10 protein-coding genes are annotated in these 14,827 nt (G+C 52.5%); 1 reads left to right on the forward strand and 9 read right to left on the reverse strand.

What is annotated here, in order from left to right:
* Positions 1-19: 19 nt before the first annotated feature.
* The 6 genes from OGY19_RS09055 to amiC form a co-directional block, all read right to left on the reverse strand.
* The gene (locus OGY19_RS09055) at positions 20-748 is read right to left on the reverse strand and encodes a fimbria/pilus periplasmic chaperone (RefSeq protein ID WP_286596362.1); all 729 of its coding nucleotides are present in this window, start codon (positions 746-748) and stop codon (positions 20-22) included.
* Positions 749-827: 79 nt separating this feature from the next.
* Complete coding sequence (locus OGY19_RS09060; protein WP_115601539.1) at positions 828-1,412, reverse strand: fimbrial protein; 585 nt, start codon at positions 1,410-1,412, stop codon at positions 828-830.
* Positions 1,413-1,424: 12 nt separating this feature from the next.
* Positions 1,425-1,970 carry a fimbrial protein gene (locus OGY19_RS09065; protein WP_115602386.1) on the reverse strand — a complete coding sequence of 182 codons (546 nt, stop codon included), beginning with the start codon at positions 1,968-1,970 and terminating at the stop codon, positions 1,425-1,427.
* Positions 1,971-1,980: 10 nt separating this feature from the next.
* Positions 1,981-2,517 (reverse strand): fimbrial protein, encoded by a 537-nt coding sequence (locus tag OGY19_RS09070; protein ID WP_115601538.1) that lies wholly within the window; start codon positions 2,515-2,517, stop codon positions 1,981-1,983.
* Between the two features lie 53 nt (positions 2,518-2,570).
* Entirely contained in the window at positions 2,571-3,140 is a 570-nt protein-coding gene (locus tag OGY19_RS09075; protein WP_233605576.1) for a fimbrial protein, read from the reverse strand.
* A gap of 386 nt (positions 3,141-3,526) precedes the next feature.
* The gene (gene amiC / locus OGY19_RS09080; protein ID WP_101741615.1) at positions 3,527-4,780 is read right to left on the reverse strand and encodes an N-acetylmuramoyl-L-alanine amidase AmiC; all 1,254 of its coding nucleotides are present in this window, start codon (positions 4,778-4,780) and stop codon (positions 3,527-3,529) included.
* A 234-nt stretch (positions 4,781-5,014) separates the two neighbouring features.
* On the opposite strand from amiC, the gene argA reads away from it, so the two are divergent.
* Positions 5,015-6,346 carry an amino-acid N-acetyltransferase gene (argA, locus tag OGY19_RS09085; RefSeq protein WP_115601536.1) on the forward strand — a complete coding sequence of 444 codons (1,332 nt, stop codon included), beginning with the start codon at positions 5,015-5,017 and terminating at the stop codon, positions 6,344-6,346.
* Between the two features lie 124 nt (positions 6,347-6,470).
* Here the strand turns inward: argA and recD are convergent, their stop codons facing one another.
* From recD to ptrA, 3 genes are read right to left on the reverse strand one after another with little or no spacing between them, the layout of a single operon-like run.
* Positions 6,471-8,300: an exodeoxyribonuclease V subunit alpha gene (recD, locus tag OGY19_RS09090; RefSeq protein ID WP_115601535.1), complete on the reverse strand. Its 1,830-nt coding sequence runs from the start codon at positions 8,298-8,300 to the stop codon at positions 6,471-6,473.
* The gene (gene recB / locus OGY19_RS09095; RefSeq protein WP_115601534.1) at positions 8,297-11,842 is read right to left on the reverse strand and encodes an exodeoxyribonuclease V subunit beta; all 3,546 of its coding nucleotides are present in this window, start codon (positions 11,840-11,842) and stop codon (positions 8,297-8,299) included. The genes recD and recB overlap by 4 nt, the downstream gene beginning before the upstream one ends.
* Positions 11,835-14,723 carry a pitrilysin gene (gene ptrA, locus OGY19_RS09100; RefSeq protein WP_115601533.1) on the reverse strand — a complete coding sequence of 963 codons (2,889 nt, stop codon included), beginning with the start codon at positions 14,721-14,723 and terminating at the stop codon, positions 11,835-11,837. Before ptrA ends, recB begins: the two co-directional genes overlap by 8 nt.
* Between the last annotated feature and the right edge of the window lie 104 nt (positions 14,724-14,827).

Here is a 14,827-nt window from a genome sequence, read left to right on the forward strand (position 1 = left end):
TTACTCTGCCGGTACTGCCTTATTTAATCGTCTTAACGACTTCCGAATCTGCACCGTAATCATTCAATGCAACCCATGACACTTTATTAATGGAAGTCGTCGTTAATTGCGGAACCACAAAACATTCTTCGCTAAAAGGACTCAACATTTTCGGTTTGTACTCATATTTTTTCGCCCCTGCCCATACCGCGCCGCCAATCAGCGAGAGATAATAAGGCGAGTCGTTTTGCAGGACGATCGCCACGTTGCCCGCATCATTGACCAGCGACCACTTAACATTATTTAAACCATCAATAAAACTGCCCTTCAGCGATGCCGGACGGTAAAAAAATTTAATCCGCGAACGCAACGCCAGATTAAGCTTGCTTTTTCCTTCCGCACTCTTATCTTTGGGTGGAATTTCCAGCACGTTAAACCAATAAATACTCTCTTTATCCTGCGGCAATGCCTGACCGGTCCAGGTAATACGCACGCTCTGACCTTTTTGTGGATCAAGACGCGAGACCGGCGGTGTGACAATAAACGGCAGTTTCATTTTTGCCGGGTCGCCATTTTCATTACCGTCATCCAGCCAGGATTGAACTAATAAAGGTGACTTGCCTTCGTTGACCATTTTTACCGTTACTTCTTTCGCCGCTTCAGGATAAATAATACGCGTGCCCTGAATAACAACACTGGCCAGCGATGATGAAGTACAGGTCATCACTAATAAACACGCAGCAAATAGCGAACAGGAATACCTTTTCATATTAATTCCTTTGATATAAATAACATTTTTACATTATTCAGCATTCATATATATACAAACCAAATGCTTTTTAGATATTTTATTCAACATCAATGATCACGGTAGCATCTGCCGTAACAATACCCGCGCCAGGCGTACCGTAGGCGATATAACCTACAGAATAGGTTGACTCCCAGTTATAGCAAATTGACTCGACTTCCTCGAAGCTGTAACAACGGCCATGATCTACATATTCATAATATTTCCGGCTGCCTGTCTCAAAATTTACGACTGAACCCGGTGGTGTTGATTGATCCAGTACCTGGAAACCAACGTTTACCGCACCTGATAAGGTGGTATTTTTTAACGCATAAGTTGCAGGATCGGTCTCTCCGCTCGTCACCCAACGAATATTTGGGTAATACCCCTCAGCATCCGTACACTCAGAACGTATAACGAAACTCTTTTGATGCAGCGGACTTGAGGTCGCCCCCTGAATATCCTTCAGGGAGGCCGTCTCTAACGTAATGGTGGTACTGCTCACACCATCCACCTCGACCCATACGTTACATTTTGTGGGCACGGGCAAGATCTTAGCCCGAACAGCAATTTCAGGCGTCTGAATCGTATCCGAGCCCAAAGCGCAAAAGACCATCAGAGATAAAAGGAAAGATAAATATTTCATTTACTTCCCCTATTACTGAAAGGTGGCAGAAAACATAATAGAAGCATCAAGCTCACCGTAGTCCACTTGTGCGCCATAAGGCACGACGCCAATCATAAAATTAAAATCCGCCGTTTTCGCATCACTATTCTGCACAAGGGATTGCGTATTTTCCACTGTACTAAAATCAATCATCACATTCTGATCGGCATCTTTAAAAACGAAGCCAAACTGATTATTTCTATCTTTAGACTTAATTGCGAGGGTGGCGGCATCAACTTCCTGCGATGTAGTTATTTTTCCGGTCACCGCTGACCCCGCATACCCGGATGGGCAGGTGACATGGAAATAATAATTGCCCATTTCCGATAACCACCTAATATCACCTACGGCTGGTATACTGCCGAGCCTGGCGACCAATCCAATAGAATCAATTAGTGCTGCATAACTGTAAAGTTCCACCTTACAGGTTGACTCCGTTACCCGACCAGTAAATTCATATTCCAGCGTATCGGCAGCACACGCTGAATTTTCCCACGTCAACCCATACAGTAGCAGCAAAAAAATCGATTTATTCACAGACGCTCCATCAGGCATAGGTCAGGGTAAAAGTCGCCGCCGCATGCACATCGCCTTTTTCCGGTACGCCAAGGTTGATATAACCAATCTCAAAGCGAAACGAGGCGCTGTTATCACTGCTCAAGGGCAACGTGAACTGCTGCGTGGTACTGAAGTCAACAACAGTGTCAGTAGTTTTATCTTTAATTTGTAGGCCGACATCTTTTGCGCCAGTCGCATCGGTAATCGTATTTTTTAATGCTTTTACACTGCTATCAATCTCGCCATCCGTGGTAAATTTCCCCGTTACTTCATGCAAGTAGGAGGGTGCGGAACAATTGATGTTAATAGTAAATTCTTTCGCTGAAACGAGAGTCGTTGAAGCAATTAACGCCTCTGTTGTCACCTCTTCTAACGCTATCGAAGTACCATCTCCCGGTGTTTGTAGGGTACAGGTTGTTTTATAAATCTGCCCTTCCACCTTAAACTGAGCGGCAGCTATCGCTTTTTGCCCACTTAGCAGGCCGAATATCATCAGGAGCAACAATAACGGTTTTCCTTTACGCACACTCCCTCCTTCCTGAATGCAAAAGCAGGGCCTAACGGCCCTGCCTGGTATTATTACTGATAAGTTGCGATAAACATGGCGTCAGCCGCAACCAGACCGCCGCTGACAGTGCCAGTTTTCAGGTAGCCCACGTTATAATTGAACAGCATTGGCGCTGCAGTATCGATCACTTTCGCCACGCGATCCGCGGTGGTAAACGTCTGGACTGCATTGCTGCTGTCTTTGTTTTGCACCTGGAAACCAACCCCTTGTGCGCCAGCAGCCGTAACGTCAGAGTTATCCAGCGCAGAAGTGCTGGCATTAACCGCTGTACCTTTTGCCGCTGCCAGATAGCCTGTTACAGTGGCATAGCTCGCACCGGTAATTTTGTCTTTGGCCCCCTGGGCAGTACAGTCCAGAGATACTGTGAAGTCTTTTTTCATTACCGAGTCAGTGGTGGCTGCCGTTACGGTTTTAACGTCAGTCGGATCCAGTTGCACGGAAGTTCCTCCCCCTAAAAGCTCCGCCGTACAGATGTTAGTCTGCACTTCACCTGCAAAATGAATATCCGCAGAGTCCTGATCGCCCGCGAAGGCGCTTCCTGCAAATGCCATAGCAATGGCTGCAATAGTGAATTTTTTCATTTTTTTCCCTTGGTGATAAATATCCAATACCATAATTTATGGTGTCTGCATTCCTGCCAGAGGTGATGCGAGAAAATTATATCCCAGGTAAAGAGATACTATGTGCCAGAAGACATCATCAGATTTATTTTTAGGAAAAAAACAATATAAAAAACTTATTAGTCAATAAATGCAATAATATTTTCAATATAATTAACTATCTATTAGGTATAAATTTCAGATAGATAAACCAATTTCTAAATTGAATCACTAACTGGGTGTTTCATGAATATGAATTTATCGACAACTTATCCGATAATAATAGATAAACCAGTAAATACCCCCACTATAATATTTCGTCCTGGACAATCATTCTTTATATCGCACCGGAATGCCAGGACGTGTATTTATCCCCTTCTCGCCAGCGTCGCCCCATCGGCAAAGTAGGCTTTAATCCCCGCCAGAATCGACTCTGCAACTTCCTGCTGGAAGGTCGCCGTTTTGAGTTTGCGCTCTTCCTCAACGTTACTGATAAACGCTGTTTCTACCAGAATGGACGGAATATCCGGCGCTTTTAGCACCGCAAACCCGGCTTGTTCAACCTGGTTCTTATGCAGATTGTTGATTTTACCAAGCTTATTTAATACCGCTTTACCAAACTTGAGGCTGTCGGCGATGGTCAGCGATTGCACCATGTCGAACATAGTGTGGTCGACGTAGCGGTCGCCACTCTTGCTGACGCCACCGATGAGATCCGAGGCGTTCTGGGTCTGTGCCAGATATTTCGCCGCGGTACTGGTCGCGCCTTTGGTCGAGAGCGCAAACACCGACGAACCGCTGGGCTGTCGACTGGTAAAGGCATCGGCGTGAATCGAGACAAACAGGTCTGCACGCTGCTTCTGCGCTTTTGCCACACGGACTTTAAGCGGAATGAAAATATCTTCATTTCGCGTCATAAAGACCTTCATGTTGCCCTCTTTCTCTATGAGGGCTCGCAGACGGCGGGCAATCTGCAGTACCACATCTTTTTCACGCGTCTTGTATTTCCCCACCGCGCCGGAATCTTCCCCGCCGTGGCCCGGGTCCAGCATAATGACAATGGGACGATCGCGTCCCGCTTTGCCCGGCTGGGGGCCACTCTGCGCAGGTGGAACCTGTTTATCCAGATCGCCCTTGTTGTAATCTTCCAGCAACGCCAGCAGAGGATCCTGAACATCCTGGGCATTCGCGGGATAGAGATCCATCACCAGACGTTCTTTAAAGCCCGCCACCGGCGCCAGAGCAAAAAGTTGCGGCTTCACGTTCTGTTTCAGCTCGAACACCATCCGCACGGTCTGTGGGTCAAACTGCCCAACACGCGCCGACTTAATATACGGGTCGTCAGGACGAATCTGCGCTCCCATGCCCTTGAGCACCGAGTTCAGATTAACGTCTTCAATATCCACAACCACACGCTCAGGATTACTCAGGGCAAACTGTTTGTATTTCAGCAGACGGTTAGATTCTACCGTGACGCGGGTATAGCTGGACGCAGGCCAGATACGTACGGCAACGACCTGACTCGCGGCAGCCAGACCAACCTGGCTGACGCTTAAAAGCCACATAGCACCCGCACCTTTCAGTAAACGGCGGCGACTGATTGCTGAGTTGGATCCCGACATGCTTCTCCCGAGCAAAAGAAATCTGTATTGAGGTAATACGTAAAACGTCCGAATTGACCGGAAACTTTAGCGAATGACGCATAATCTGTCATCTATAAAAGGGTAAACATTCTTTTTATATTCACGGTATTACTGATAAAAATCTTCGGTATGGGTAAAAATTACGCTTGCGTACAGCGCAAAAACAGAATAAAAATACACAAATTACGAATAATCATGCAATGAGGGTGTGCCGTGGTGAAGGAGCGTAGAACCGAACTGGTACAGGGATTCCGCCATTCTGTTCCCTATATCAATACCCATCGGGGAAAAACGTTTGTCATTATGCTGGGCGGCGAAGCCATCGAGCATGAAAACTTTTCCAGTATCGTCAATGACATTGGTCTTCTTCATAGCCTCGGCATCCGCCTGGTCGTGGTCTATGGCGCACGACCGCAGATTGATGCCAATCTTGCGGCGCATCATCATGAACCGGTGTACCACAAAAACACGCGCGTCACCGATGCGAAAACCCTGGAGCTGGTCAAACAGGCTGCGGGGCTACTTCAGCTTGATATTACCGCCCGCCTGTCGATGAGCCTGAATAATACGCCATTGCAGGGTGCACACATCAATGTGGTCAGCGGTAATTTTATTATCTCCCAGCCGCTGGGCGTTGATGACGGCGTAGATTACTGCCACAGCGGGCGTATTCGTCGCATCGATGAAGATGCCATTCACCGCCAGTTAGATAGCGGCGCGATTGTGCTGATGGGCCCGGTCGCCGTTTCCGTCACTGGTGAGAGCTTTAATCTGACGTCAGAAGAGGTCGCCACACAGTTGGCTATCAAACTGAAGGCAGAGAAAATGATCGGTTTTTGCTCGTCTCAGGGTGTCACCAACGATGATGGCGATATTATTTCCGAGTTGTTTCCTAACGAAGCCCAGGCTCGCGTTGAATTGCAGGAAGAGAAAGGCGATTACAGTTCCGGTACGGTGCGTTTCCTGCGCGGAGCAGTGAAAGCCTGTCGCAGTGGCGTACGCCGCTGCCATCTGATCAGCTATCAGGAAGATGGTGCATTGCTGCAAGAACTGTTCTCCCGCGACGGCATCGGTACGCAGATCGTGATGGAAAGCGCCGAGCAGATCCGTCGCGCTACCATTAACGATATCGGCGGGATTCTGGAGCTTATCCGCCCGCTGGAACAGCAAGGTATTCTGGTCCGCCGCTCCCGCGAACAGCTGGAAATGGAGATCGACAAGTTCACCATAATTCAGCGCGATAATCTGACCATTGCCTGCGCCGCCCTGTACCCTTTTCCGGAGGAGAAGATTGGCGAAATGGCGTGCGTGGCAGTGCATCCGGACTACCGTAGCTCATCACGCGGCGAAGTTTTGCTGGAGCGGATTGCTGTGCAGGCCAGACAAATGGGGCTGAGTAAGCTGTTCGTGCTGACGACGCGCAGCATTCACTGGTTCCAGGAGCGCGGCTTCACGCCGGTCGATATCGATCTGCTGCCGGAAAGCAAAAAAGAGATGTACAACTATCAGCGGCGGTCAAAAGTGCTGATGGCGGATTTGGGATAGTGATCGTTGCCGGATGCGGCATACAGTTCACTGGCACATCTTTAGTATGCAGATCGTAGGCCTGATCAGACGCGATAGCGTCGCCATCAGGCACACAGCCGGATGGCGCTGACGCTTATCCGGCCTACATTATGCCATCACTAAACAACGCCGACAGTCCGCTGCGGCGTTCGGTTCGGGTGGCAATGGCGCTACTCAATATCCGTTCATCGGCATACAGCGACAAACGACGGCGCGCGCGTGTAACGGCGGTATAGACCAGCTCGCGAGTCACCACAGGTGAATGCTGGTTGGGTAAAATTAGCGCCGCGTGGTCAAACTCAGATCCCTGCGATTTATGGACGGTCATTGCCCAGGTCGTTTCATGTTCAGGCAAGCGACTGGGCTGGACCGATTTGATAGAACCGTCCGGCAGCGCAAACCACACTCTCAGGCCCTGCCCACGATCGAGGGCAATGCCAATATCACCGTTAAATAATCCCAACGAACTGTCATTGCGCGCGATCATTACCGGCCTTCCCTCATACCAGCGGCTATGCGTCGAACGGTGAATTTTGCGCTTTTGCGCCATCACCTGCTCAATGCGTTCATTCAAGCCACCCACGCCAAACGGACCTTCCCGCAGGGCGCACAATAGCTGATACTCATTGAAGGCCTGAATGACAGAATCCGGCTCGGCACGCTCGCGCAGTAAATCGAGATAGTTCCCATAACCCGCCAGCGCTTCCTCCAGCATCGCGGCGTAATCCTCGCTGCTGTGCAGAGCGCGTTTTTCGATGTCGCTAAATCCCTGCTGGAAGACCGTTTTTATCGCGGCTTTGTCACCACGATTAATCGCCGCAGCCAACTGGCCGATTCCGGAATCGCTACCGAAACGGTAGCTCTTTTGCAGCAGGCACAAACTGTCGCGCAGAGCAGCCGCCTGAGTTCCCGAACCTGCCGGAATAGTGGTTTCAGTCAGGCGACTAAGCTGGCGGGCACGCTCCGGGGTAAAGCCATCACCGACGAAAGCACAGATATCCCCCAGCACCGCCCCCGCTTCAACGGAAGCGAGCTGGTCGCGATCGCCAAGAAAAATCACCCGCCCATGTGGCGGTAGCGCATCGATAAGGCGCGACATCATCGGCAAATCGATCATCGAGGCTTCATCCACCACCAGCACGTCCAGATGCAGCAGGTTTCCTGCATGATGCCGCAGGCGTTGGCTTCCAGGTTGAGCGCCCAATAATCGGTGCAATGTACTGGCATCATCGGGAATGCGCTTCTTTTGCTCATCGGTCAGCGGCAGTTCTCGCAGCGCCGCGCCCAGCGAGGCGGTCAGACGGGCTGCCGCTTTTCCCGTTGGCGCCGCCAGACGAATACGACAGCGTTCACCGTCCGCCATCTGAATCAACGCCGCCAGAAGCCTCGCCACCGTTGTCGTTTTTCCGGTCCCCGGCCCGCCGGAGATCACCGATATACGGCGGGTCAACGCCACAGCAGCCGCCACTTTTTGCCAGTTAACGCCTTCAACGGGTGGAAACAGCGCCGCCAGCGTGTGGGTCAGCAGTTGTTCATCCACCTCAATGGCGTGGTTAACTTCACCGAAAAAGCGCGCCACCGCGCGTTCGTTATGCCACATGCGGTTCAGATACAAGCGATCGCCGTACAGCACCAGCGGCGTGGGCTGCTCGCCACGGCTTACCGCAGCGGAGGCCAGCAGGCATTCCGACCAATCTTCCGGTTCACCGGCCTCGCACAGCCAGGCGCTCAACAGCGGATGGGCATCTTCGCGTAAAGACAACCGGGAAAGCGGTAAGCAAACGTGCCCTTCGCCCGCCTCACGGCTAAGCAGAGCCGCCGCCAGCGTAACGGCAGGGTTGTCGTTTCCGGCAACCGCCAGCGCAAACTGAGCATCCAGAGGACGGAGCTGTTTTTGCTCTACGGCCTCCAGCAATCGTTTCTGGATTGTCATTGCATCTCCTCCAGAGCCGCACCGGCAAACAACTCGTCCATCAACGCGATCAATTCCCCATCGGGTCGGGTAGCGTAAATTCCCTGCTGCGGATTTTCACTATCAACGCCACGCAGGAAAAGATAGATAACGCCGCCAAAATGGCGTTCATAATCGTAATCAGCAATGCGATGGCGCAGATAACGGTGCAGTGCCAGGGTATACAACTGATACTGCAGATCGTAACGGTGCGCCTGCATGGCTGAGGCCATTGCCTGCTGGGTATACGCAGAACTGTCTTCGCCCAGCCAGTTTGACTTGTAGTCGAGCAGGTAATAACGCCCCTGGTGGCGGAACACCAGGTCAATAAACCCTTTCAGCATGCCGCGAACCTGCATAAAGTCCAGCGGCGGGCAGCCAGCCGAAAGCGGATCGTATTGGCGGATCAACGCATCAAGTTGGCTGGCCATCAGCGGCTGCGAAATCGGCAGATAAAACTCCATCTCCACCTGTTTTTCACGCGCGGAAAGCTGACTCAAACTCACGCCGGTCTCGTTGAGAGGCGCCTGCAAAATGGCGTCCAACCATGCGGTCAAAACCGGCGTCCAGTGTGCATCATAACCGCCCAACGCCAGTTTTTCTTCGACCCAATGCGGCTCTACCGGTTGGGTGAAGTCGAGATCTTCAAACAGGCTATGCAAAAATGTACCCGGCGAAGCGCCGCGCGGAAACTGATGTGGCGTGAGTCCTGACTCTTCAATAACCTCACCGACGCCAGCGGCATCGATATCCAGTCGCGGGATCAGATCCTGCGCAATACCATGCCCACGCTGTTGCAGACCGGAATAGCTGGTCACGCGCCAGCTGTCACCAGGCGTACGCTGCAGTATTTTTGCATTCAACGTAGAACTGGCGGGCTGTGCAACCTGCCAGCGCTCACCGTCCGGTTTATTCGGCGTCAGGCAGGCGATATCCTCACCGCACAGCGCCTCAATAGCGCCACGCAGACCCGCGGCATCCATCGGCTCGCCTTTTTGCAGCAGGCGGCCAAGGGCGCTCTGATGCACATCGGTATCCCCTTTCTTATCGCCCCGACGGCGTACCAACGGCGCCACGCCAAGGCTGCAGTGCCATACCGAACGGGTGAGCGCAACATAGAGCAAGCGCAAGTCTTCTGCCAGACGTTCCGCTTCGGCCAGCTCAACGCTCTCCGCGGCATCGCTGAGATCCAGCACCGCTTCAAAGGAGCTGCGATCGTGGTAGAAAGCCTGATCCTGGACGCGGAAATTGGTGATAAACGGCAGCCAGACCAGTGGATATTCCAGCCCTTTCGATTTATGGATGGTGACGATTTTAACCAAATGCTTGTCGCTTTCGAGCCTGAGCTGCTGACTGGACGCATTGCTGTCGGGTTCAAGAATATGCTGTGATAACCAGCGCACCAGCGCATGCTCGCTTTCCAGCTGCGAGCCCGCTTCCTGCAACAGTTCGCTGATATGTAAAATGTCAGTCAGTCGACGTTCGCCCCCCGCCGTCGCCAGCAGGTTCTCCGCAATCTGGCGGGCAGCCATCAGCGCGCGCAGCATGGGCATCACGCCGCGTTTATGCCAGATCTGACGATAGCCATCGAACTCCTCGACTACCGCATCCCAGGCATTTTCGTCGTTATTTAACGCTTCGAGATCCTGCGCATTCAGCCCCATCATTGAGGTTGCCAGCGCGCTACGCAGCGTGTTCTCACGCTCCGGCGTCATCACCGCTTGCAGCACCCACAGCAGTTCCTGCGCTTCCAGCGTTTCAAACACGCTGTCACGGTTGGAGAGATAAACAGAGGGAATGGCCAGTTGCGTCAGCGCATCGCGGACCAGCGCCGCCTCCTGGCGGCTACGAACCAGTATGCTGATGTCCGAGGCGCGTACCGGCCTGGACGTTTTACCGCTGACCAGTTGCGCAGCGCCAGAATACCCGGCCTTAAGCCAGTCGCGAATTTGCGTGGCGCACACCTGCGCCATGTAGTTCTGATAGTCGCCTACGCCACAGCTTTCCCCTTCCATCAGCCACATACTCATGGCTGGCTGCGTTTCACCGTGTAAAACAAACTGAAGCGACTGGTTTTTCTCTGCGGATTTTACCGGGCTGAAGGGGATGTCGCGGAACATAAAGGCGTCGTTCATCTGGCTGAAAATCGTATTCACACTATTGACCATGCCAGGAGCCGAACGCCAGTTAGTATCGAGCGTATAGTGCGCGCTGACTTCACTACGCGCCTTCATGTAGGTAAAGATATCCGCGCCGCGAAAGGCGTAAATTGCCTGTTTCGGATCGCCAATCAGCAGCAGCGCGGTGTCCGGTTGATGCTGCCAGATACGGCGGAAAATACGGTATTGCTGCGGGTCGGTATCCTGGAACTCATCAATCATCGCGACCGGAAAACGGGTACGAATCGCCGTCGCCAGCGCATCGCCGCTTTCACTGCGCAACGCTGCATCCAGACGGCTGAGCATATCGTCAAAACCCAGCTCGCCGCGGCGGCGTTTCTCCTCGGCAACCGCCGTGCGGATCTCCGCCAGTGCCCGGGTGATCACCAGATCGCGGATTGTCAGCGGTTGGCCAAGCAGTTGATCAATAGCGACGAAAAGCGGGTGCTGAGGCGTTACGCCGCCCGCTTTGGTTCGCTCTTCTAAAAAACGCTGGGAGAATTTCTCCAGCGCATCGGGCAGCTGATAGCTTTGGGTTTCTTCCTGCGCCCACGCGCTGATCTTTTCGATCCACTTCCCCTGGTTACCGCGATTAAATTTACGCCGGTCGATCCCGGATGCTTCCAGCAGGCTATCCAGCTCATCAACGGCATCGCGCCATTGCTGCTTAATTTGATTAATGCGCGCGAGGATTTGTTCGTGCCGGGTTGCCAGCGTTTCGTCATCGGGCGGTGGAGCCTTGATAACCGGTGCTTCCCCTTGCAGATAGCGATCGATATCTCTCAGCAGCGCCTGCGGTCCTTTCCACGTTTCAAAAATCACCTGCGCAATGTCACGGGGCAGCGGATAGCAGTGTCGACGCCAGAAGTCCGCACAGGCCTGATAGCGCAGCAGCGATTCATCTTCGATCAGTTGTTGCTCAAACAGCATGCCTGACTCAAAAGCGTTGAGGCTGAGCATACGCTGGCAAAAGCCGTGAATGGTAAACACCGCCGCTTCATCCATCTGTCTTTCTGCCAATAGCAGCCACTGGGCGGCCTGTTTTTTATCGGCGATTTCATCTAACAGACGGGCGTATAGCGGGTTATCGGTGGTTTCACGCAGGCAGGCAATACGCAGTTCATGGATGTTGCTACGAATTCGACCGCGCAGCTCTTCAGTAGCCGCCTCGGTGAAGGTGACCACTAACAGTTCTTCGACGGTCAGCGGACGAGGAAAGGCGGCAGAGCCGCCCAGTCCAAGCAGTAAACGTAAATACAGGGCGGCGATGGTAAAGGTTTTACCGGTGCCCGCAGAGGCTTCAATCAGGCGCTCGCCCGTCAGGGGCAAGCGAAGTGGATCAAGAGACTCAGCGGCATCATTCATTCTTATCACTCATCAGGGGTAAGGTTTGCTGCAACGCGCTGACGGTCTGCCACACTTTCCAGCCTTCCGGGTGCACATATTCTGCTTTCCCGTTCTGACTGCCGGAAACCTGCGACAGTATCGCCATGCCTTGCGGCTCAACCACCGCCTGATGGAAGAAGTCGGCAAGCTTTTGCGGCGTCAGCAGTTTAATCTGAGCCACGATTTTATCACGTGAATCGAAGCGCATATTGCCGCGATCAAAATCTTTGCTTAACTGCGAGGCTTCTGCCCCCAGCGTTTGCGGGGCCTGGAGCATTTGCGCAATAATCGCCTGCTGAATTTGTGCGAACTCATCAGCTTTCATCGCCCGCAGCTTCGCTTCCGCCGTGGGGAAAAATGCCTTATAGCGTTCCCAGAGATAGGACGGTTGCTTGTCGCTGCTTTGCAACAGGAAGCCCATTCCCCACTGGCGGCCAACGCTCATTGGGAAAGCAAAGACGGCATAACCTAATTGCTCTTCAGTACGCAGTTGATTGTAGAACCACGGTTGAACAATCTGCCCTAACATGGCGCTATAGGCTGAACTGGTGTACTCATCGTATCCAGTTGGCACAAATACCGCCGCCAGCGCGGAATCCGTACTACTGCCCGCTTTTTCAAAGATGACAGACTGCTTCTTGTCTACCACAACATCTTTGTTTCGGCACCACTGTGAGCCGTTCGCACCAAGCTGCTTCTGGATATCCCGCGCCATGGTTTTCGCCTGAGCTTCGCTCATATTACCGACCACCAGGAATTCGGGACGCGCCCCGGTTTTCAAGGCGTCGCGATAGGCCATTACCTCTTTCAGGGTGATGGAAGGCAGTAGCTTACGGCGCTCATCGCGTGAGAAGTACGGTACCTGAGACAGCATCTGAACCGGCATGATCGCCTGATCGTAGGCTTTGCCTTTCTCCGCCGAGTCCATCATCTGGGCGTACCAGGATTTCGCCTGTTCCAGCTGTTCATCTGTTGAGGTGTAACTGAAATAACCGCTCAGCAGCGCCTGGAAAAGCTGCGGCAAACGCTGAGTATAGCCGTTGGCGTTAAGCATCAGGCCGTTATTAGCGTTTGTAGAAAAACCAATACCTCCCACTGCGGCCTGGTTACTTAACTGGTCGAGTGCAATACCCGCCAGATAATCGTTCAGGGCGAATAAGACCTGATTGCGGGCGCTGTCCATCGCTTTCGGGTTACGCAGTATCACGCTGACATCAACCTTTGGCTCGCTGGCAAAATACTGGCTCGGCGCATACACCACGCGTAAATCCGGCTCATCAACGATCAGTTCCGGGTGAGCGTATTTTTTATCCGCCTTAATCAGCGTGAAATCATCAGGAATGTAGGGGTTCAACTCCGGTAATGACAACGCAATGCCCTGCGCTTTTTGCTGCCAGTCGGCAAAGGTTTTGTCGCTGATTTTATCTACCTGATAAGGCGCATCGACAAAGTAAGCAGTTTTATTATGCGGCTCTTTCGCGCTGATATACCAGATACGCGCATTCTGCGGCGTCATCATTGCCAGACGTTGCTCAACGGCTTTGGCATCGTACTGGTCGGCAATATTCACCGCATCCAGAGTATGCTCGACGGGAACGCGGATCATGGTATCCGCCAGCCATTCAACGTAGTCCATATCACGGGTGATGGAGGGATAACGGAAATCGAGATCCAGCACATGCGCCAGCTCATCAAAATAGCGTTTATCAACGCCTTTCTCGCGTAACAAATTGAGGTAGCTAAAGATTGCCGCGAGAACTTCATCGCGATTCGCCAGCCCCTTGTCGGTTAACGTCGCGGAAATGGCTAACACGCCGCTGTTCCCGTTGACCACCGGATCGGAGTCTGCGCGAATACCTTCAACCAGGCCCTGCTTTTGCAGCCAGTCAGACAACGTGCCCGGGCTACGATTGCCAATCAGGTAGGTCACCAGCTCATCGGTTTTACTGCGGAACTGCGCGCTATTGTTATCAATACGAAACTCGACGCGCAGCACTTTACGCGGCATTGCTGGAACATAGTGGATGATGACGCCCTTTTGCGCGTCGGTGACAACCGGGACGGTTATTTCCGGTTTTTCGATATTTCTGTTTGGCACGCGACCAAAGGTGTCAGCCGCTATCCGCGCCAGCTCTGGCAATGGTTTATTGCTATAAATCACCGCCTTCATCAGGTTCGCGGAGTAGTACTTTTCATGAAATTTGTGTAACGCCTGTACCACCGGATTACCCGGTTTATCGCTTAATGTTTCCAGATTTCCGCCGGAGAAGCGCGAACCAGGGTGCGCCGGGTTAATAGTCTCCGCACTCACCTGCGCCATACGCATCCCGTCTCGGGTACGCGCCAGCGTCAGCTCGGAGTTAACCGCGTTACGCTCGCGATCGGCATATTTTTTATCCAGTAACGGATCGGCAATAGCGTCTGCCAGGCGATCTACAGCCCCCACCAGCGCGTCGTTTTCAACCTCAAGATAGAAAGCCGTACGATAAGGCGCGGTGCTGGCATTATGGCTGCCGCCGTGCATTTTCAGGAATTCAGACAGGCTGTCCGGCTGCGGGTATTTTTTCGACCCCATCAGACACATGTGTTCGAGATAATGCGCCAGCCCCTGATGATCGTCCGGATCTTCCAGCGAACCCACGGGGACCACCAGTGCAGAAAGGGATTTCACGGCCTGCGGATCGGATACCAGCAATACGACCATACCGTTATCAAGGCGCACGGCCTGATACTGACGGGTGTCTTTATCGCTTTTACGGATGGTTTCAGCTAAAGGCTGCCAACCGGTATCAGCCTGACTTACGGGAACCCAAAGGGCGACGAACAACAGTAATGCGCTAAACCAGGTGCTGCGGGGCATTCACAAACCTCATCATTAACGTATTCACCTGTTCACTGCAAACAACGCATTAAGCGTGTTCTGAACAGGGCAAGACTCTGTGCTGAACGCGTCAGCCTCTTCTC

Source organism: Citrobacter sp. Cy070 (assembly GCF_030332245.1).
GTDB classification, from domain to species: Bacteria; Pseudomonadota; Gammaproteobacteria; order Enterobacterales; family Enterobacteriaceae; genus Citrobacter; species Citrobacter youngae.